The following is a 19,221-nucleotide window of genomic DNA, read 5'->3' as shown; positions in this document are numbered from 1 at the left end:
CGCCCGGAAGCCGGGGTGACGTCCACCAGGCGCCTCCGGACCGCCCCTCTTCCCCTTGCGGGACAAGGTCCGAGTACCCCGGATAGGTGAATCCGGGCGGGCTTCCGTCGGAGCGCGGGGGCCCGTTGCGGGCCGCGACCGGCAGCCCGTAGGAATCCCCCACCAAGTTACCGCCCGGTACCCACCGGGCCGGACCCTGCGGGGGACCCTCCATGCCCACGAACACGACGCCGGCGACGACCACGCCCATGGCGACGACCACGGCGACGGCCACGCCCACGCCCACGCCCACGGCCTCGACCACAGCCACGGCGGCGGTACGGGCCGCGGCGGCGATCGCCGGTACGAGCACGGCGCCGGACACCACCCCGGGCAGGACCGGCAACGGCGCCGGGAGCGGCGGCCCCGCGGGCACCCGGCGCCCGCCCGGGCACCCCGGGGACGGCGCCCGCCGCCGCACCCCTGCCCGGACCCGCCCGGCCTCCCGCCGCGACCAGCGCCGCCCCGCCCTCCCCTCGCCCGACCCGCGCCGCCGGGTCACCGCCCCGCACCACTGGTTCGCGGAGGCCCTGCTGGCCGTGCTGAGCGGGCAGCGCCCGGTGCACTTCCTGCTCGGCCACACGGTCGGCCCGGCCTACGAACAGCTCATCAAGCTCACGCAGGAGGGCCCGCCCCGCGACGGCCTCCGCCCGGTCCTCCGCCACTGCGGGCTCTTCCGCCCCCGCGCGGGCGCCATCGAGGCCTTCGCCCGCGTCGCGGTCGGCGACCGCGTCACCGCGATGGCCTTCCGCCTGGAACGCGGCCAGGACCTCCGCTGGCGCTGCGCCGCGGTCGAAATCGCCCCCCGCCCCTACTGACCGGGCCCAGGGCACCCCTCGGACGCCGCACCCTCCGGCGCCGCAGGCGCCCGGCAGGGCCGTTCTGCAGCCGCGCCGGCGTCTGAGGCGTTACGGGAAGGGGCAGGGTGGGGGAAAGGCCCTGCAGGGCCAACCAGCGCCCCACCACGGCCGGGCACAGACCTCGCGCCGCCGCAAGCCCGCAGAGCCCCCGCACGGCCCTGCACAGCCCGCACGGCAGTGCAACGCGGCCGGGGCCGGGCCCCGAAGAGGAGCCCGGCCCCGGCCGGAGGTACGCGGGAGCGGACTACCGCCCCGGCGCGCCTACTTCTTGCGGCGGCGGCCACCGGCCGCCTTCGCGGCCTTGCGCCGCTCGGCCCGCGTCAGGCCGTCGCCCGCCGGCTGCCCGTCCGAGTCGAAGTCGCCTTCCACGACACCGCCCTCACCGTCCACCGTGGGAGCGGAGAAGTGCAGGCGGTCCGGCCGCTGCGGAGCGTCCAGCCCCTTGGCGCGGATCTCGGCCCGCGGCGCCGGCGGCGCCACGTCCTTCACCAGCGACGTGTCCTGCACCGGGACCTCCTCGACCTGCTGCTCGACCTGGACCTCCAGGTTGAACAGGTAGCCGACGGACTCCTCCTTGATGCCCTCCATCATGGCGTTGAACATGTCGAAGCCCTCGCGCTGGTACTCGACCAGCGGGTCCTTCTGCGCCATCGCCCGCAGGCCGATGCCCTCCTGCAGGTAGTCCATCTCGTAGAGGTGCTCACGCCACTTGCGGTCCAGCACCGACAGCACGACCCGCCGCTCCAGCTCCCGCATGATGTCGGAGCCGAGCTGCTTCTCGCGCGTCTCGTACTGCTCGAAGATGTCGTCCTTGACCGACTCCGCGATGAACTCCGAGGTGATCCCGGCCCGGTCGCCCGCCGCGTCCTCGAGCTCGTCGACCGTCACCTTCACCGGGTAGAGCTGCTTGAACGCGCCCCACAGCCGGTCCAGGTCCCAGTCCTCCGCGAAGCCCTCGACGGTCTCCGCCGCGATGTACGCGTCGATGGTGTCGTCCATGAAGTGGCGCACCTGCTCGTGCAGGTCCTCGCCCTCCAGCACGCGGCGCCGCTCGCCGTAGATGACCTCGCGCTGCTTGTTCAGCACCTCGTCGTACTTCAGGACGTTCTTGCGCGTCTCGAAGTTCTGCGTCTCGACCTGCGACTGCGCCGAGGCGATGGCCCGGGTGACCATCTTGTTCTCGATCGGCACGTCGTCCGGCACGTTCGCCATCGCCATGACGCGCTCGACCATCTGGGCCTTGAACAGGCGCATCAGGTCGTCGCCCAGCGACAGGTAGAAGCGGGACTCGCCCGGGTCGCCCTGACGGCCGGAACGACCGCGCAGCTGGTTGTCGATACGACGCGACTCGTGCCGCTCGGTACCGAGCACGTACAGCCCGCCGAGGGACTTGACCTCCTCGAACTCGGCCTTCACGGCCGACTCCGCCTTCGAGAGCGCCTGGGGCAGGGCGTGCGCCCACTCCTCGATGTGCTCCTCCGGGTCGAGGCCCTGCTGCCGCAGCTCCGCCTCGGCGAGGTCGTCCGGGTTGCCGCCGAGCTTGATGTCCGTACCTCGGCCGGCCATGTTCGTGGCGACCGTGACCGCGCCGCGGCGGCCGGCCTGGGCGACGATCGTGGCCTCGCGCTCGTGCTGCTTGGCGTTGAGCACCTCGTGCGGGATGCCGCGCTTGCTGAGCTGCTGCGAGAGGTACTCGGACTTCTCGACCGAGGTGGTGCCGACCAGGATCGGCTGGCCCTTCTCGTGCTTCTCGGCGATGTCGTCGACGACGGCGGCGAACTTGGCGACCTCGGTCCGGTAGATGAGGTCCGGCTGGTCCTTGCGCTGCATCGGCCGGTTCGTCGGGATCGGCACGACGCCCAGCTTGTAGATCTGGTGGAACTCGGCGGCCTCGGTCATGGCCGTACCGGTCATGCCGGACAGCTTGCCGTAGAGGCGGAAGAAGTTCTGCAGGGTGATCGTGGCGAGGGTCTGGTTCTCGTCCTTGATGTCCACCCCTTCCTTCGCCTCGATCGCCTGGTGCATGCCCTCGTTGTAGCGGCGGCCGGCCAGGATACGGCCGGTGTGCTCGTCGACGATCATGACTTCGCCGTCCATGACGACGTAGTCCTTGTCCTTCTTGAACAGCTCCTTCGCCTTGATGGCGTTGTTCAGGTAGCCGACGAGCGGGGTGTTCACCGACTCGTAGAGGTTGTCGATGCCGAGCCAGTCCTCGACCTTGGCGACACCGGCCTCGTGGATGCCGACGGTGCGCTTCTTCTCGTCGACCTCGTAGTCGCCGGTCTCCTCGATGCCCTTGAGGGGCTGGCCGGGCTCACCCTTGGTGAGCCGGGTGACCAGCTTGGCGAAGTCGCCGTACCACTTGGTGGCCTGGTCGGCCGGGCCGGAGATGATCAGCGGCGTACGGGCCTCGTCGACGAGGATCGAGTCGACCTCGTCGACCACGGCGAAGTTGTGGCCGCGCTGCACCAGCTCGTCCTTCGACCACGCCATGTTGTCGCGCAGGTAGTCGAAGCCGAACTCGTTGTTCGTGCCGTAGGTGATGTCGCAGCCGTACTGCTCGCGGCGCTGCGCCGGAGTCATGTTCGCAAGGATGCAGCCGACGCTCAGGCCGAGGAACTTGTGGACCCGGCCCATGAGCTCGGAGTCGCGCTCGGCGAGGTAGTCGTTGACGGTGATCAGGTGGACGCCCTTGCCGGACAGCGCGTTCAGGTACGCGGGCAGGGTGCCGACCAGGGTCTTGCCCTCACCGGTCTTCATCTCGGCGACGTAACCGAGGTGCAGGGCGGCACCGCCCATGAGCTGTACGTCGTAGTGGCGCTGTCCGAGGACGCGCTTGGCGGCCTCGCGGACCGTGGCGAACGCCTCGGGAAGCAGATCGTCCAGGCTCTCGCCGTCCTGGTAACGCTGCTTGTACTCGTCCGTGAGCGCCCGCAACTCGGCGTCGGAGAGGTTGACGAAGTCCTCTTCGATGGAGTTGACCTGGTCCGCGATGCGGTGCAGTTTGCGCAGGATCTTGCCTTCGCCTGCACGCATGAGCTTGTTGAAGACGGACACCGAGGTTTGTCTCCTTGCCGGTCGGGCCTGGCACTGGTTCGTGACGGGCACGGCAGGTGGACCCCACCGCAACGGTCATCGTAAGCGAGGACGCCACCGCGCCGGGAGGTCTGCCGCGGTCGCGGGGCGGCACCGCGCCCGGAATGAGAACGTACGGGGGACACGGAAGGTGCCGCCCTCCCCGAAAACTGTTCGCCCGGACCGCCCGCCGACCGCAGAATGCGCGCATGGAACAGACCATCCTGGCCACCGAGCGGCTGACCCTGCGCCCCCACCTCCCCGAGGACGTCGCCGAGGTGCTCGCCGCCTGCCAGGACCCGGAGATCCAGCGGTGGATCCCCGTCCCCCTGCCCTACGGACGGCCCGAGGCGGAGGCGTACGTGACGCGGGTGCCCGCGGGCTGGCGCGACGGCACCGAATTCAACTTCGCGGCCCGGCTCGGGCCCGACGGGACGGGGCCGCTGGTCGCCTGCCTGGCCGTGGTCCCTCGCGGCACGTCCGCGCACGAGATCGGCTACTGGACGGTCCCCGGGCACCGCGGCCGCGGCTACATGACCGAGGCGGTGCTCGCCGTGGCCCGCTGGGCGTTCACCGAGGCCGGATGTGTACGGATGGTCTGGCGCGCCGGGGTCGGGAACCACGGCTCCCGGGCGGTCGCGGAGAAGGCCGGGTTCGTGATCGAGGGGGTGCAGCGGGCGGGCATGGAGCACCGCGGCACCCTGCGGGACTGCTGGGTGGGGGCACTGCTCCCGTCCGACCTGGGCCTGCCCTCCCGGCTGCCGTACCTGCCGTCGCCCGCGGGGGCCGCCGGTGCGGGAGGCCGTGCCGGCATCGGTGCGGGCGTCGGTGCGGGCGTCGCTGTCAGTGCCGAGGTCTAAGGTGCGGGCATGACCGTGCTCTCGCTGTCCGCCGACGAAGCCCGCCGAATCGCCCTGCGCGCCCAGGGGTTCACAGGAGCTCCCGACCGGCGCGGCGGGGTCCGGGGGGTGCTGCGGCACCTGGGCGCGGTACAGCTGGACACGATCTCGGTGCTGGCGCGCTCGCACGAGCTGATCCCGTACGCGCGGCTGGGCGCGGTGGGCCGGACCACCGTCGAACGCGCGTACTGGACCGAGCAGCACGCCTTTGAGTACTGGTCGCACGCGGCGTGCATCCTGCCTATCGAGGAATGGCCGCATTTCGCCTTCAGGCGCCGCGCGAAGCGGGCGGACGGCTACCGCTGGCACAGGATGAAGGACAAGGAGGGCTCCTGCCGGCTGGTCCTGGACCGGCTGCGCGCCGAGGGCCCCCTGACCTCCACCGAGCTGGGCGGCGCCAAGAACGGCGGCCCGTGGTGGGACTGGTCCGAGACCAAGATCGCGGTGGAGTGGCTGCTGGACGCCGGCGACGTGGTGTGTACCGAGCGCCGGGGCTGGAAGCGGGTGTACGACCTGGCCGAGCGGGCGGTGCCGGACGAACTGCTCCACGACGACCTGGACGACCGCGAGTGCCTGCGCCGCCTGGTCGGGCTGGCGGGGAAGTCGCTGGGAGTCGGCACCCGCGCGGACATCGCGGACTATCACCGGATCAAGGTCGAGCAGTTCGAGGCGGTGATCGCGGACTCCGGCCTGGTGCCCGTGGAGGTCGAGGGCTGGGGGAAGCCTGCCTGGGCCGACCCGGGGGCACTGGCCACGGCCCCGCGCGGGCGGCACCGGACGACCCTGCTGTCGCCGTTCGACTCCCTGGTCTGGGACCGCCCGCGGACCGAGCGGATCTTCGGCTTCAGCCACAAGCTGGAGGCCTACGTGCCGCGCGAGCAGCGGATACACGGCTACTTCGCGATGCCACTGCTGGCCGGCGGGCGGCTCCAGGGCCGGGTGGACCCGGCTCGCGAGGGCCGGACCCTGGTGGCCCGGCAGCTGTCCCTGACCTCGCCCAAGGCGGCCCCGGCGATGGCCGCGGCGCTCCGCGAGGCGGCGGAGTGGGTCGGCTGCGACGCGGTCCGGGTGGAACGGGCGCAGACGCAGGCGGAGGCCACTGCGGTCACCGCCGAACTGACCGCCCTCGGCTGAGGCTCCTCGCCGAGACCGAGGCCGAGCCCGAGACCGAGCCCGAGGCCGGGCCCGAGTCCGAGTCCGCCCCTCCGGGAACGGCTAGCGGATCTCGAGGATCTTCTCCCGCATGGCGTACACCACCGCCTCCATCCGGGAGTGCAGCTGCAGCTTCTCCAGGATGTTCCGCACGTGGTTCTTCACCGTGTTCTCGGAGATGAACAACTCCTTGGCGATGTCACGGTTGTTCATCCCGGTGGCGACCAGCTTGAGGACCTCCAGCTCGCGGTCCGTCAGCCGCGGCGCCGGCACCAGCCGGCGCTCGTCGGTCCGCTGGATCATCGACTTGAACTCGGTCAGCAGCTTCGACGCCATCGACGGGCTGATCTGCGACTGCCCGTCGGCCACGGCGCGGATCGCGGTGGCCACCTCGTCGGTGGAGATCTCCTTCAGCAGGTAGCCCGTGGCCCCCGCCTTGATCGCCTCGTAGAGGTCCGCCTCCTCGTCGCTGATCGTCAGCATGATGATCTTCGCGGAGGGGGCCACCTCCTTGATCGAGGTGCACGCCTCGATCCCGCCCCGGCGCGGCATCCTCACGTCCATCAGCACGATGTCGGGCAGCAGGTCGGCGGCCTTGTCCACGGCCTCCGCGCCATCTCCGGCCTCGCCGACGACCTGGATGTCCTCCTCCTGCGCCAGGACGATCTCCAGCCCGCGCCGGAACAGCGCGTGGTCGTCCACCACCAGCACCCGGATCGGCTCACGGCAGCCCGCACCGTCGTCGTCACCGCGCACCGGTCCGAAGCTGTCCGCCATCGTTCCTCCCCCTGCAGGCCATGGACCGTGGCCCGAAGTCCAGTTGACTGTCCGCCATGATTCCATGCCAGAGAGACAACCGCCGGAGTACTTCGCGCCGGTTTGGCTCATACGGGTGCCCCCGCGGGACGCCTGAGCGATCCGCGGGGGCACCGGGTGTCGTGTGTGCCGCCGGCAGCCGTCAGCTGCCGAGCGCGCCGCCCGCGCCGCCGGCCTCGACCTCGCCGGAAGTGGCGGCGTCGGGGCTGAGGTGGATCACGCCGTAGTCATATCCGTGGCGCCGGTAGACGACGCTGGGCTGCTTGCTGTCTGAATCGACGAACAGGTAGAAGTCGTGGCCGACCAGCTCCATCTCGTAGAGAGCCTGGTCGAGTGTCATGGGTGCCGCCGCGTGCGTCTTCTCGCGGACGACCAGGGGGCCTTCGCCCTGCACTTCGAGCGATCCGATCCGGGTCGTCGGGATCGCGTCCAACTGCTCCTCGGAGACAACTTCTCCGTTCCCGTTCAGGGTTGCGGCATCCGGTACCGCGTCGGGTACCTCGGCCGCGGTGAGCCGCCCATTGCCACGGCGGCTGTGGCGCTTGTCGTGCTGCCGGCGCAGCCGGGCCTCGAGCTTCTCGTGCGCCAGGTCCAGCGCCGCATACGCGTCGCCTGCTGCGGCCTCCGCACGGATGACGGGACCGCGCGATCGGACGGTGATCTCCACGCGGTCGGAACGGTCGGCCTGACGCGGGTTGAGCTCCTTGGACACCTCGACGTCGAGGCTGATCACCTTGGCGTCATACTTCTGGATCTTGTCCAGGTTGAGCTTCTCGGCCACGTGCTTGCGGAACCGCTCGGGCACTTCGGTCTTGCGGCCCTTGACGACGATGTCCACGCAGAACTCCGTTCCCGGATCACTCCGCCCTTCGCCGGGCGAAGCGTCTCCCTCTTGCACCAGACTCCGGTGGGCACCGGAGTCTCGGACTTGGCGACTTTCACCTCCTCCTCCCCCATCGGCAAGATCACCACCCCACCGACTTCGGGAGTCGGGAGCCACCAGCTGCACACGTGTCCCGACTGCGTCGGCGCCCAAGGATCGCCAGTTCCTTACAACCGAACATAGCTCTGATGGACGGTTGTCGGCACCCGCTACCGGGACAAACCTCCGTTCAGCTGACCCTTCCCTCTTACTACCTGCAACGATGCGCGTTCCCCACCGGTTCCAAATCTATTCACAAATTATTTGCTCCAAACGATTTTTCGAGCCGTTTCCCGGAGCGTCCCCGAAGGCGTCCGCCGGGGCCGCCACGACCGCCGCGCCCGCCACCACCAGGCCGGCCGCCCGGACCGCCCTTGCCGCCTCCGCGAGCGTCGCCCCCGTGGTGATCAGGTCGTCCACCAGAACCAGGCCGCCCCCGCCCGCCGGCACGGCCCGCGCACCGCCCGGACGCACCTCCAGTGCACCGGCCAGGTTCTCCCGGCGCTGCCGCGCCCCCAGCCCCGCCTGGTCCGCCACCGCCCGGCGCTGCCGCAGCACCGGCGCCACCCGTGCCGCCGTACCTCCGCGCCGCAGCTCCGCCGAGGCCGCCAGGGCGATCCGCCGGGCCGGGTCATGGCCCCGCGCCCGCACCTGCCGCCGCGCCGACGGCACCGGCACCAGGACCACACCACCGTCCGGCGCCCGGGCCCCGCCCGCCCCCGCCCGTACCGCGCCGGCCAGCGCCCGCCCCAGCACTCCGGCCAGCGGCAGTGCCCCGCGCTCCTTGTGGGCCAGCAGAACGGCCCGCACGACCCCTTCGTACGGCACCGCCGCACGTACCTCCGGCAGCCCCGCCGGCCTCGGCCGGGGCCGCACAGCCCCCGCCCGGGCCCGACCGAACACCTGCCCGCACGCCCCGCACACCATCGTCCGCGCCTCCCCGCACCCGGCACACTCCACCGGCAGCACCAGCCCGGCGAGCTCCTGCCACCATCCCCGCACGTCTCCACGATGCCGGGCCGGCGCGAGAGCCCGCGACCCCTGTGGAAAACCCCGCGCACGGGCCGGAACAGGCCGGAACAGGCCGGAACAGATGAAGACCCGGATCAGGCCGGATCGGGCCCGATCAGAGAAGACCCGGATCAGCCCGGGTACACCGGCGCCCGGCCGCCCGCCGCCACGGTGCGCCACTGCGCACCCGGCGGCAGCCACACGATGCCGTCGTCCTCCGAGTACGCCACCACCGGCTTCTTCTCGTCCTCCGACGCGGCCACCGCGCTCACCCCGGTCGCCCCGGGCAGGCTGCCCCCCGCCGTCGAGCCGTCGGCCTGCATGTAGCGGGCCTGCGAGACCCCGCCGCTCTCCCGGCCCACCACCAGCAGCCGGCCCCGCGGCGCCCAGCTCATCGCCGTCACGTCCGCCATCCGCGGCGCCGCCGGACGCAGCTCGCGCACCGAGACCGGACCCGTCGCCCCGGAGGCCCCGGAGCCCCCGGACCCCTCAGCCCGCTCAACCCGCCCGATCGACAGCTCGTTCTTCCGCGTGCCGTCCTTGCCCACCCTGGAGACCAGCAGCGCCATCCGCACGCCGTCCGAGGACACCTTCAGCGCCTCGATCCGTCCGTCCAGCCCCGCCACGTCCACCTTCTGCGGTGTCCCCGTCCCGGCGGGGATCCGCCACAGCACCGGGTTCTGCGGGTCCCGGTCGGCGATCCACAGGTCGCCCCGGCCGTCCCAGCTCGGCGCCGACAGCCCGTCCTTGACCCGGCTGCTCAGCACCGCCTCGGGCATCTGCCCGGCCTGGGTCAGGGACACCACGTACAGATGGTGTCCGTCCTGGCCGACGACGGCGGCGCGCTTCTCCTCGTACGCCACGGCGGCCGAGGCGAGCTTCAGCTGCTGCGCCGTGGCCAGCGGCCCGCTCACCGGAGTCGCGGCCCCGGGCGTGCCCTCCGGATCACTCGGCAGCGTGATCTTGAGCAGCCGCCCGCCGTCGATGAAGTACTGGTGCGTGGGCGACGGCACCCGGCCCGCGATGCCCGCGGCGACCGCCTCGCTCACCCTGCAGATGACGGACTTCTTGTCGGGACGCACCAGCTCGACCTGGGCCACCCGCGAGGAGGCCAGGTCGCGGACGGTGTACATCAGCTGGGTGGCCATCCGCTCGCACTGCGGACCGGCCACGTTCTCCGCCTTCTCGTTCAGCGGCACGCGCAGGGTGTCCTGGGCGTCGTACGAGAGGGTCTTGGTCCCGTCCAGCAGGGTCGTGCCGGTCGGGAAGGTGGACGTGACCACCGGCCCGAGCCACCTGGACGGTCCGTCCAGCAGCGACTTCACCGTCTGCGTCATCCGGTCCATACGGGAATCCGGATCGGTGCGCTGCCGCACGTACACCGGGTCCGCGACCAGCGTGTCCGCCGCGAAGTAGTACTTGTTGACCGGCATGAAGATGCGCTGGAAGTCGGACTCGCTGAGCACCAGGCCGTCGGGCGGCGAGTCGATCCGCCACTCGTTGTCCTCCTTGACCAGCTGGAGGAACCGCTCATACGGCTTCCTGCCGACCTCCGGGTGGTAGGTGCTCCGCTCGTCCACGGTGGCCACGCGGGTGCCGTACAGCTTGAAGCGGGGCAGCGCGTCGGGGTCCTTCCCCTGCTTGTCCGAGGACACGTCACGGCCGGAGGCGAGCACGGTGACGCTGGCGTTCGGCTTCCAGGTCTGCGCGGCCTCCTTGCTCAGGTACTGGCGGGCGGTGGCCAGCCCCGGGTCGTCACTGGTCATGGCCTCCAGGAAGCCGTCGACGATCTCCCGCGGTCCCGCCTTGGGAGCCGGCGGCACCCCGTACACACGGACCTCCGAGTCGGCGCCCTGAGAGGCGGACACCTGCTTGACCTCGCCGTGGTCGGGCATCGAGGCGCAGCCCGCCAGCAGCAGGCCGGCACCACCCAGCGCGAGGACGCCCCGCGCCCGCCGCGCCCGCCGTGCCGGGCCACTGTGCCGATTGGCGTCCACGCTCAGCCTCCACCCTCGTTGCCGTCTCGTTCCGGGGTCTCGCCCGGGCCGCCCGGCCGGGCCACCACCCGAGCACCGCTTCCGGGCAGCGCCGTCGGGTCGGCCGGCACCGGCACCGCCGTGGTCACCGCGGGCCGCGGCGGTATCGGCGACCGCGGGTCGGTGCCGCCGGGCGGCTGCTGCTCCTGCTCGCGCTTCCGGGCGCCGCGCGCGGCCGCCGCCTTGGCCCGGTTGGCGCGCGAGTCCTCGGGTTCCAGCGGGATCGGAGAGCCGCGCAGCGGCTCGTCGGCGGTGCGCGGCAGGGTCAGCCGGAACTGCGAACCGCCGCCCGGCTCGCCCCACGCCTGCAGCCACCCGCCGTGCAGCCGGGCGTCCTCGACGGCGATGGACAGGCCGAGGCCGGTGCCGCCGGTGGTCCGGGCCCGGGCCGGGTCGGCCCGCCAGAACCGGTTGAACACGCGGGTGGCCTCGCCCGGCTTCAGGCCGACGCCGTAGTCCCGCACCGCGACGGCGACCGCGCCGCCCGCGGAGGCGAGCCGGACCACCACGTCCCGGCCCTCGCCGTGCTCGACGGCGTTGACGACGAGGTTCCGCAGCACCCGCTCCACCCGGCGGGCGTCCGCCTCGGCGACCACGGGCTGGGAGTCGCCGAGCACCCGGATCCGGGTGCCCTTGGCCTCGGCCAGCGGTTCGGCGCCGTCGATGACCCGGCGTACGACGTCCCGCAGGTCTATCGGCTCGGCCTCCAGCGCCGCCGCACCCGCGTCGAACCGGCTGATCTCCAGCAGGTCGGCGAGCAGCGACTCGAACCGGTCCAGCTGGCCCGCCAGCAGCTCGGCGGACCGCGCCGTGACCGGGTCGAAGTCGACGCGGGCCTCGTGGATGACGTCGGCGGCCATCCGGACCGTCGTCAGCGGGGTGCGCAGCTCGTGCGAGACGTCGGAGACGAACCGCCGCTGCATCCGCGACAGGTCCTCCAGCTGCTGGATCTTGTTGTGCAGGCTCTGCGCCATCTTGTTGAAGGCCTCTCCGAGCCGCGCGATGTCGTCCTCGCCGGTGACCTTCATCCGTTCCTGGAGCTTGCCCGCCGAGAGCCGTTCGGCGATCCCCGCGGCCATCCGCACCGGGGTGACCACCTGCCGTACGACGAGCCAGGCGATCGCGCCCAGCAGCACGACCACGAACAGCCCGGCGGTCGCGATCGTCCCCTTGACCAGGGTGAGGGACTCCTCCTGCTGGGTCAGCGGGAAGAGGTAGTACAGGTGGTACGGGTCCCCGTTGATGTCGGTCAGCCGCTTGCCGATCACCAGCGCCGGCTCGGCGGACTGGTCCGGGGTGCTGTACCGGATCTTCGAGAAGGTCTGGTACGCGCCTGCCCGGGTGTCCACGGCCTTGCGCAGCGCGTCGGGGATGCTCGTCGCCGGGTCCACTTCACCCGACGCGCGGGCCCCGCGCACGCCGCGGGAGGAGTCCCCGCTGCCGGCACCCAGCGCGACCACCTCGAAGGCGGTCTGGCCGCCCGAGGCGAGCTGCTTGACCAGCCCGTTCATCCAGGTGCTGGCATCCCGCCCGACGTTGTTGTCGAGAGTGGCGGAATCCTGCCCCTCCGCCGTGGACGGGGTGTTCGCCTTCTCCTGGGCGACGGCGAAACCGCCCGCCGCCTGGCTCTGCGCGGCTTCCTGCTTGGCGTCCAGCAGGCCGTTGCTGACCTGCCCGATGACCACGAAACCGAGCAGCAGAACCACGACGAGGGACATCAGCAGGGTGGCAGCCACCACCCTGAGCTGGATGTTCCGCCGCCACAGCCGGACAGCGGGCAGCAGCGGCCGGCGCACCAGACGCATCAGCAGCCGCAGCGCGGGGCTGCCGGGCGCCCCGTCGTGGAGCAGCCGGCCGGCCCACGGGGACCTGCCGGTGTTCATGCTCAGCTCGGTCCGGCCTTGTATCCGACGCCGCGCACCGTCACGACGATCTCCGGACGCTCAGGGTCCTTCTCGACCTTGGAGCGCAGCCGCTGCACGTGCACGTTGACCAGGCGGGTGTCCGCCGCGTGCCGGTAGCCCCAGACCTGCTCCAGCAGCACCTCGCGGGTGAACACCTGCCAGGGCTTGCGGGCGAGCGCGACCAGCAGGTCGAACTCCAGCGGGGTCAGAGCGATCGAATGGCCGTCACGTTTCACGGAATGCCCGGCCACGTCGATGACCAGGTCACCGATGGCCAGCTGCTCCGGCGCGGGCTCCTCCGAGCGCCGCAGCCGGGCCCGGATCCGGGCCACCAGCTCCTTGGGCTTGAACGGCTTGACGATGTAGTCGTCGGCCCCGGACTCCAGGCCCACGACGACATCGACGGTGTCGCTCTTCGCGGTCAGCATGACGATCGGCACGCCGGACTCGGCGCGGATCAGCCGGCAGACCTCTATGCCGTCCCGTCCGGGCAGCATGAGATCCAGCAGCACCAGGTCCGGCTTGGCCTCTCGGAAGGCAGCCAGGGCCTTGTCGCCGTCCGCGACGAACGACGGCTCGAAACCTTCTCCACGCAGCACAATGCCGAGCATCTCGGCCAGCGCGGTGTCGTCGTCGACGACAAGGACGCGTCCCTTCATGGTTGACATCATCCCATTACCCAATCGAGACCCGGCGTGAGCTGGCACACAGCGGGGATACCCAGCGGGAATGCTGGTTCCGGTCGTCCAGTCTGCCCCGCCCCCGGGGGACAATCGAAGGGGGGAGGGGAACCGGTCTTCAGGGGCGGGCCGGTCCGCCCGGAGATCACTCGTGGCACGATGGCTGCCGACCAGCGCCCCGCCCCTTGATGTACGGGCATCCCTGAAGGAGCGACGATGAACGACTCTCCGGGCTGGGCCTCGCCCGGGTCCGACCCGTCCGAGGGCGACCGGCCCCAGCAGCCGGCGCAGCCCGACCGGCCCGGAGACCCCGGCCGGCCGGCACAACCCGGCGAACCGGGCACGAAGTGGTCCGCGGAGCAGCCGCCGCCCGGCGCCGGGACGCCCCCGAACGGCGTCTGGGGCAACCCGGACCCCGGCCAGACCCCGCCGCCCGCCACCGGCCGGCAGCCCGGCACCGGCTGGGGCCCGTACGGCAGCCGGCCCGGCCAGGCCCCGTACGGCCCGCCCGGCGGCGGCTGGGGCAAGCCCCCGGCCGCGAAGCCCGGCGTCATCCCGCTGCGCCCGCTCGGCCTCGGCGAGATCCTGGACGGCGCGGTCACCACGATGCGCACCCACTGGCGCTCGGTGCTGCCCATCACCCTGGTCGTGGCGGTGCTGATCGAACTGATCAGCATCACCCTGCAGCGCACGGTGCTGTCGGAGTACCTCGTCGTCCCGGACGAGTCCGCGACGCCCGAGGAGGCCCTGGAGGCCCTGGGCGACACCATGGTGGTCAGCATGGCCGACAGCTTCATCCAGCTGGTCGGCTCGGTGGTCGTGACCGCCCTGCTCATGATGATCTTCAGCCGTGCGGTGCTCGGCCGGCCCTCCAGCATCGGCGACGCCTGGCGCGAGGCCCGGCCCCACCTGCTCAGGCTGGCCGGACTCACCCTGCTCCTGATCGTCGGCGCGCTGGCCATCGCCCTCGTCCTGATGCTGCCCGGCGCACTCGTCGACAGCGCCGGACTGGTCGCCCTGGGCGCCATCGGCGCCCTGGTGCTCATCGCCTGGCTGTGGGTGAAGTTCGCGCTGGCCGCGCCCGCGCTGATGCTGGAGCGCGGCGGGGTCATCCCGTCGCTGCGCCGGTCCGCGAAGCTGGTCCGCGGCGCCTGGTGGCGGATCTTCGGCATCTCCATCCTCACCAGCATCATCACCGGCTTCGTCGCGATGATCATCGTGAGTGCGTTCGCCGTCGTCGGCTCCCTCTTCACCGACGAAGGCGTGTCCGGCTTCGTCGAGGGCACCTCCGTGGACAGCTGGCCGTTCCTGATCATCTCCGGGATCGGAGCCGTGATCGCGCTGACCATCGTCATGCCGATGCAGGCCGGCGTCACCGCCCTCCTCTACATCGACCAGCGGATCCGGCGCGAGGCCCTGGACCTGGAACTCGCCCGCGCCGCAGGCGTCGAGGGCTACGGCGGCACGCCCGGCACCACGCCGCCGGCCACGGGGAGCTGATGCGGTGACCGGCCCGGGGGGACTGCCCATCGCCGAAACACCGCCGGTGACGACACCGCGCGAGGCCGCCCGCGAGGCGGCCGAACGCGAACTGTCGAAACCGGTCTACCACGAGAACGAACCGAACCTGTTCACCCGCATCCTGGGGAAGTTCTTCGACTGGATCGACGAACTGTTCGGCTCGGCCGCCGGGGCAACCCCCGGCGGCACGCTGGGCATCATCGTCATCGTCCTCCTGGTCGCCGTGGCCGTCGCGCTGCTGTGGTGGCGGCTGGGCACCCCCGAACGCTCCCCCGCCGGCGCCGGCACGCTCTTCGGCGAACGGGACCGCACCGCCGCCGAGCACCGCGCGGCCGCCGAGGCCCACGCGGCCGCCGGACGCTGGACGGAAGCCGTCCAGGACCGCATGCGGGCCCTGGTGCGCTCCCTGGAGGAACGCACCCTCCTGGACCCCCGCCCGGGCCGCACCGCCGACGAGGCCGCCGCCGAAGCGGCCGCGGCCCTCCCCGGGCACGCCGAAGGACTCCGGGCGGCCGCCCGTGCCTTCGACGACGTCACCTACGGCGGCCGCACCGCCGACCGGGCCGTGTACGAGCGCCTCCGCGACCTCGACACCGCGGTCGAACGCACCAGGCCCGTCCTCTCCGGACCGACGGGAGCCGGTGCATGACCGCGAACGGGCCCACCACCACGCTCACCAGTCACCCCATCACCTCCACCGCGCCCGGCGCCGCGGATCTGTGGCGGCGCTTCCGCGGCTTTCTGATCTTCCTCGCCGTACTGGTCACGGCCGGGGTCGTCCTCGCCGCCCTCCGGTCCGGCGCCCACCACGGCGCCCTCGACCCCCGCTCCGCCGACCCCGCCGGCAGCCGGGCCGTCGCCGAACTGCTGAAGGAACGCGGCGTCACCACCCGCGTGGTGACCTCCGCTCAGGAAGCCGCCCGCGCAACCGGATCCGACACCACCCTGCTCATCGCCGCCCCGAACCTCCTCGGCCCCGATCGCCGCGAGGAACTCCGCGCCGCCGCCGAACGCTCCGGCGGCCGCACCATCCTCCTCTCCGCCCGCGGCGACGCCGCCGACGCCTTCGCCCCCGGAGTGGACGCCCGCGACGCCGGACCCGGCAAGGTCCGCGCCCCCGCCTGCGCCCTGGCCGCCGCCGTCTCCGCCGGCACGGCCCTGACCGGAGGCGACGTCAGCTACCACACCGTCACCTCCACGGCCGCCGCCTGCTATCCGGAGGACGGCCGTCACACCCTGCTCGTCCTTCCCGGCACCGTCGGCGGCGACACCGTCCTCCTCGGCAACGGCGCCCTCCTCCGCAACGAGAACCTGGCCTCGGAGGGCAACGCCTCCCTCGCCCTCCAACTCCTCGGCTCCCGGCCCCAGCTCGTCTGGTACCTGCCGTCCCTCGCCGAAGCCACCGCGGCCGACACCGCCGAGGAGAAGACCTTCCTCGAACTCATCCCGGCCGGCTGGGGCTGGGCCCTCCTCCAACTCACCCTCGCCGCCGCCGTCGCCGCCCTCTGGCGCGGCCGCCGCCTCGGACCCCTCGTCACCGAACGCCTCCCGGTCGTCGTCCGCGCCTCCGAGGCCACCGAGGGACGCGCCCGCCTCTACCGGCGCGCCGGCGCCCGCGACCGCGCCGCCGACGTCCTGCGCGCCGCCACCCGCGAACGTCTCGCCGCCCTGCTCGGCGTACCGGCCTCCCATGCGCACGACCCGGCCGCGCTGCTGCCCGCCGTGTCACACCGACTCACCGGCCCGGCCAGGGACCTGACGTCCCTTCTGTTCGGCACCACACCCGCCGACGACGCGGCACTCGTCGCGCTCGCCGACCACCTCGACGCCCTCGAAAGAGAGGTCCGCACCTCATGACGTCCCCGACCACCGCTCACGCGGACGACGCACGCGCCTCCCTGGAAGCGCTCCGCACCGAGATCGGGAAGGCCGTGGTCGGCCAGGACTCCGCCGTCACCGGTCTCGTCGTCGCCCTCCTCTGCCGCGGCCACGTCCTCCTCGAAGGCGTCCCCGGCGTCGCGAAGACCCTCCTGGTACGGGCCCTCGCCGCCTCCCTCGAACTCGACACCAAACGCGTCCAGTTCACGCCCGACCTGATGCCCTCCGACGTCACCGGATCGCTCGTCTACGACGCACGCACCGCCGAGTTCTCCTTCCAGAACGGCCCGGTCTTCACCAACCTGCTGCTCGCCGACGAGATCAACCGCACCCCTCCCAAGACCCAGTCCTCCCTCCTCGAAGCAATGGAGGAACGCCAGGTCACCGTCGACGGCGTGCCGCGCCCCCTGCCCGAACCCTTCCTCGTCGCCGCCACCCAGAACCCCGTCGAGTACGAGGGCACCTACCCCCTCCCCGAGGCCCAACTCGACAGGTTCCTCCTGAAACTGACGGTCCCGCTGCCCTCCCGCGAGGACGAGATCGGCGTCCTGACCCGGCACGCCGCCGGCTTCAACCCGCGCGACCTGCAGGCCGCGGGCGTCCGCCCGGTCGCCGGACCCGCCGACCTGGAGGCCGCCCGCCAGGCCGTCGCCCGTGTCGCGGTCTCCCCCGAGATCACCGGCTACGTCGTCGACATCTGCCGCGCCACCCGCGAATCGCCCTCCCTCACCCTGGGCGTCTCCCCGCGCGGCGCCACGGCACTGCTCGCCACCTCCCGCGCCTGGGCCTGGCTGACCGGCCGCGACTACGTCACCCCCGACGACGTGAAGGCCCTCGCCCTCCCCACCCTCCGCCACCGCGTCCAGCTCCGCCCCGAAGCGGAGATGGAAGGCGTCACCGCGGACTCCGTGCTCAGCTCCGTCCTGTCCTTCGTCCCCGTCCCCCGCTGATGGGCTTCACCGGACGAACCGCCCTGCTGGCGGCCCTCGGCAGCATCCCCGTCGGCATCCTCGAACCCAGCTGGACGGGGATCCTGGCGGTCAACGCCCCGCTGGCCCTGGCCTGCGCCGTCGACTGCGCCCTGGCCGCCCCGGTCCGCACCTTGCGCCTGGAACGCTCCGGCGACACCTCGGTCCGCCTCGGCGAAACCGCCGAGGTGCACCTCACCCTCACCAACCCGGGCGACCGCAAGCTCCGCGCCCGTATCCGTGACGCCTGGCCGCCCAGCAGCTGGCTGCCCGGCACGGAGACGGCCGCCTCCCGGCACGCCCTGACCGTCCCGGCGGGCGAGCGGCGTCGGCTCACCACCCGCCTCCACCCGACCCGCCGCGGAGACCGCACGGCCGACCGGGTGACCATCCGCTCCTACGGGCCGCTGGGCCTCTGGGCCCGTCAGGGTGGGCACGCCCTCCCCTGGACGGTCCGTGTCCTGCCCCCGTTCACCAGCCGCAAGCACCTCCCCTCCCGGCTGGCCCGGCTCCGCGAACTCGACGGCCGTACCAGCGTCCTGACCCGCGGTGAGGGAACCGAGTTCGACAGCCTCCGGGACTACGTCCCCGGCGACGACACCCGCTCCATCGACTGGCGCGCGACCGCCCGCCGGCCCAAGGTGGCCGTCCGCACCTGGCGCCCGGAGCGCGACCGGCACATCCTGATCTGCCTCGACACGGGTCGTACCTCGGCCGGCCGGGTGGGCGACGCGCCCCGCCTGGACGCCGCCATGGATGCGGCCCTCCTGCTGACCGCGCTGGCCACCCGTGCCGGCGACCGGGTGGACCTCCTGGCCCACGACCGCCGCACCCGCGCCCTCGTCCAGGGCCGCGCCGCCGCGGACACACTCCCCTCCTTCGTGAACGCGATGGCTCCGCTCGAACCCGAACTGGTCGAGACGGACGCCCGTTCCCTGGTCTCCACCATCCTCCGCAGTGCCCCGCGCCGCTCCCTGGTGGTCCTGCTGACCAGCCTGGACGCAGCCCCCGTCGAGGAGGGCCTGCTGCCGCTCCTGCCCCAGCTCACGCAGCGCCACACGGTGCTGCTGGCTTCCGTCGCAGACCCCCGGGTCGCGACGATGGCCGGCGCCCGTGGCTCCGCCGACGCCGTGTACGAAGCCGCCGCAGCCACCCAGTCCCAGTCCCAGCGCCGACGTACGGCCGACCAACTCGCCCGCCATGGCGTCACCGTCGTGGACGCCACCCCGGACACCCTGGCCCCCTCCCTGGCCGACGCCTACCTGGCCCTGAAAGCCGCCGGCCGCCTGTAGAAACACGAAAGGCCCCCGAGATTCGGGGGCCTTCAGATACAGGTCCATTGGGATCCACGCGGTAAACACCGTAAACGCAAGAAAGCCCCGGACCATGAGGTCCGGGGCTTCCCGCAATGATTGTTCGGCGGCGTCCTACTCTCCCACAGGGTCCCCCCTGCAGTACCA

At 72.4% G+C, this 19,221-nt stretch carries 15 protein-coding genes; 8 read left to right on the top strand and 7 right to left on the bottom strand.

All coding sequences use genetic code 11. The features are described from left to right. The first annotated feature begins 212 nt into the window (after window positions 1-212). Window positions 213-857, top strand: coding sequence for an Rv3235 family protein (locus ACGFQ9_RS18205; RefSeq protein ID WP_393574797.1), 645 nt, complete (start codon window positions 213-215; stop codon window positions 855-857). A 303-nt stretch (window positions 858-1,160) separates the two neighbouring features. Here ACGFQ9_RS18205 and secA read toward each other — a convergent pair whose 3' ends face one another. Further along, complete coding sequence (gene secA / locus ACGFQ9_RS18200) at window positions 1,161-3,956, bottom strand: preprotein translocase subunit SecA (RefSeq protein WP_393574796.1); 2,796 nt, start codon at window positions 3,954-3,956, stop codon at window positions 1,161-1,163. A 227-nt stretch (window positions 3,957-4,183) separates the two neighbouring features. On the opposite strand from secA, the gene ACGFQ9_RS18195 reads away from it, so the two are divergent. Both ACGFQ9_RS18195 and ACGFQ9_RS18190 read left to right on the top strand, forming a co-directional pair. Then, on the top strand, window positions 4,184-4,834 hold the full coding sequence (locus ACGFQ9_RS18195) for a GNAT family N-acetyltransferase (protein ID WP_393574795.1): 651 nt from the start codon (window positions 4,184-4,186) through the stop codon (window positions 4,832-4,834). Window positions 4,835-4,843: 9 nt separating this feature from the next. After that, a complete protein-coding gene (locus tag ACGFQ9_RS18190) occupies window positions 4,844-6,007 on the top strand; it encodes a winged helix-turn-helix domain-containing protein (protein ID WP_393574794.1) in 1,164 nt (387 codons plus the stop codon). An 81-nt stretch (window positions 6,008-6,088) separates the two neighbouring features. Here ACGFQ9_RS18190 and ACGFQ9_RS18185 read toward each other — a convergent pair whose 3' ends face one another. From ACGFQ9_RS18185 to mtrA, 6 genes are all read right to left on the bottom strand, one after another. Next, window positions 6,089-6,802, bottom strand: a complete 714-nt coding sequence (locus ACGFQ9_RS18185; RefSeq protein ID WP_393574793.1) for a response regulator — start codon at window positions 6,800-6,802, stop codon at window positions 6,089-6,091. Between the two features lie 181 nt (window positions 6,803-6,983). Next, the gene (hpf, locus tag ACGFQ9_RS18180) at window positions 6,984-7,679 is read right to left on the bottom strand and encodes a ribosome hibernation-promoting factor, HPF/YfiA family (protein ID WP_393574792.1); all 696 of its coding nucleotides are present in this window, start codon (window positions 7,677-7,679) and stop codon (window positions 6,984-6,986) included. A 333-nt stretch (window positions 7,680-8,012) separates the two neighbouring features. Then, window positions 8,013-8,765: a ComF family protein gene (locus tag ACGFQ9_RS18175; RefSeq protein ID WP_393574791.1), complete on the bottom strand. Its 753-nt coding sequence runs from the start codon at window positions 8,763-8,765 to the stop codon at window positions 8,013-8,015. 140 nt (window positions 8,766-8,905) lie between these two features. Next, the gene (locus ACGFQ9_RS18170; RefSeq protein WP_393574790.1) at window positions 8,906-10,771 is read right to left on the bottom strand and encodes an LpqB family beta-propeller domain-containing protein; all 1,866 of its coding nucleotides are present in this window, start codon (window positions 10,769-10,771) and stop codon (window positions 8,906-8,908) included. Window positions 10,772-10,773: 2 nt separating this feature from the next. Next, window positions 10,774-12,693 (bottom strand): MtrAB system histidine kinase MtrB, encoded by a 1,920-nt coding sequence (gene mtrB, locus ACGFQ9_RS18165; RefSeq protein WP_393574789.1) that lies wholly within the window; start codon window positions 12,691-12,693, stop codon window positions 10,774-10,776. 2 nt (window positions 12,694-12,695) lie between these two features. Next, complete coding sequence (gene mtrA / locus ACGFQ9_RS18160; RefSeq protein WP_393574788.1) at window positions 12,696-13,385, bottom strand: two-component system response regulator MtrA; 690 nt, start codon at window positions 13,383-13,385, stop codon at window positions 12,696-12,698. Window positions 13,386-13,610: 225 nt separating this feature from the next. Between mtrA and ACGFQ9_RS18155 the strand changes: the two genes are divergently transcribed. From ACGFQ9_RS18155 to ACGFQ9_RS18135, 5 genes are read left to right on the top strand one after another with little or no spacing between them, the layout of a single operon-like run. After that, window positions 13,611-14,894, top strand: a complete 1,284-nt coding sequence (locus tag ACGFQ9_RS18155; RefSeq protein WP_393574787.1) for a hypothetical protein — start codon at window positions 13,611-13,613, stop codon at window positions 14,892-14,894. 4 nt (window positions 14,895-14,898) lie between these two features. After that, entirely contained in the window at window positions 14,899-15,564 is a 666-nt protein-coding gene (locus tag ACGFQ9_RS18150) for a DUF4129 domain-containing protein (protein ID WP_393574786.1), read from the top strand. Continuing rightward, on the top strand, window positions 15,561-16,772 hold the full coding sequence (locus tag ACGFQ9_RS18145) for a DUF4350 domain-containing protein (RefSeq protein ID WP_393574785.1): 1,212 nt from the start codon (window positions 15,561-15,563) through the stop codon (window positions 16,770-16,772). Before ACGFQ9_RS18150 ends, ACGFQ9_RS18145 begins: the two co-directional genes overlap by 4 nt. Further along, window positions 16,769-17,743: an AAA family ATPase gene (locus ACGFQ9_RS18140; protein WP_393574784.1), complete on the top strand. Its 975-nt coding sequence runs from the start codon at window positions 16,769-16,771 to the stop codon at window positions 17,741-17,743. Before ACGFQ9_RS18145 ends, ACGFQ9_RS18140 begins: the two co-directional genes overlap by 4 nt. Beyond that, window positions 17,743-19,053, top strand: coding sequence for a DUF58 domain-containing protein (locus ACGFQ9_RS18135; protein ID WP_393574783.1), 1,311 nt, complete (start codon window positions 17,743-17,745; stop codon window positions 19,051-19,053). Before ACGFQ9_RS18140 ends, ACGFQ9_RS18135 begins: the two co-directional genes overlap by 1 nt. Window positions 19,054-19,221: the final 168 nt, after the last annotated feature.

It is taken from the genome of Streptomyces sp. NPDC048603 (genome assembly GCF_043199475.1).
Classification (GTDB): domain Bacteria; phylum Actinomycetota; class Actinomycetes; order Streptomycetales; family Streptomycetaceae; genus Streptomyces.
This window is presented reverse-complemented; position numbering and strand designations above follow the sequence as displayed.

Coding starts and splice junctions, on each gene's coding strand:
- ACGFQ9_RS18205 (WP_393574797.1), top strand. CDS start 213: ATGCCCACGAACACGACGCCGGCGACGACCACGCCCATGGCGACGACC.
- ACGFQ9_RS18195 (WP_393574795.1), top strand. CDS start 4,184: ATGGAACAGACCATCCTGGCCACCGAGCGGCTGACCCTGCGCCCCCAC.
- ACGFQ9_RS18190 (WP_393574794.1), top strand. CDS start 4,844: ATGACCGTGCTCTCGCTGTCCGCCGACGAAGCCCGCCGAATCGCCCTG.
- ACGFQ9_RS18185 (WP_393574793.1), bottom strand. CDS start 6,802: ATGGCGGACAGCTTCGGACCGGTGCGCGGTGACGACGACGGTGCGGGC.
- mtrB (WP_393574789.1), bottom strand. CDS start 12,693: ATGAACACCGGCAGGTCCCCGTGGGCCGGCCGGCTGCTCCACGACGGG.
- mtrA (WP_393574788.1), bottom strand. CDS start 13,385: ATGATGTCAACCATGAAGGGACGCGTCCTTGTCGTCGACGACGACACC.
- ACGFQ9_RS18155 (WP_393574787.1), top strand. CDS start 13,611: ATGAACGACTCTCCGGGCTGGGCCTCGCCCGGGTCCGACCCGTCCGAG.
- ACGFQ9_RS18145 (WP_393574785.1), top strand. CDS start 15,561: ATGACCGCGAACGGGCCCACCACCACGCTCACCAGTCACCCCATCACC.
- ACGFQ9_RS18140 (WP_393574784.1), top strand. CDS start 16,769: ATGACGTCCCCGACCACCGCTCACGCGGACGACGCACGCGCCTCCCTG.
- ACGFQ9_RS18135 (WP_393574783.1), top strand. CDS start 17,743: ATGGGCTTCACCGGACGAACCGCCCTGCTGGCGGCCCTCGGCAGCATC.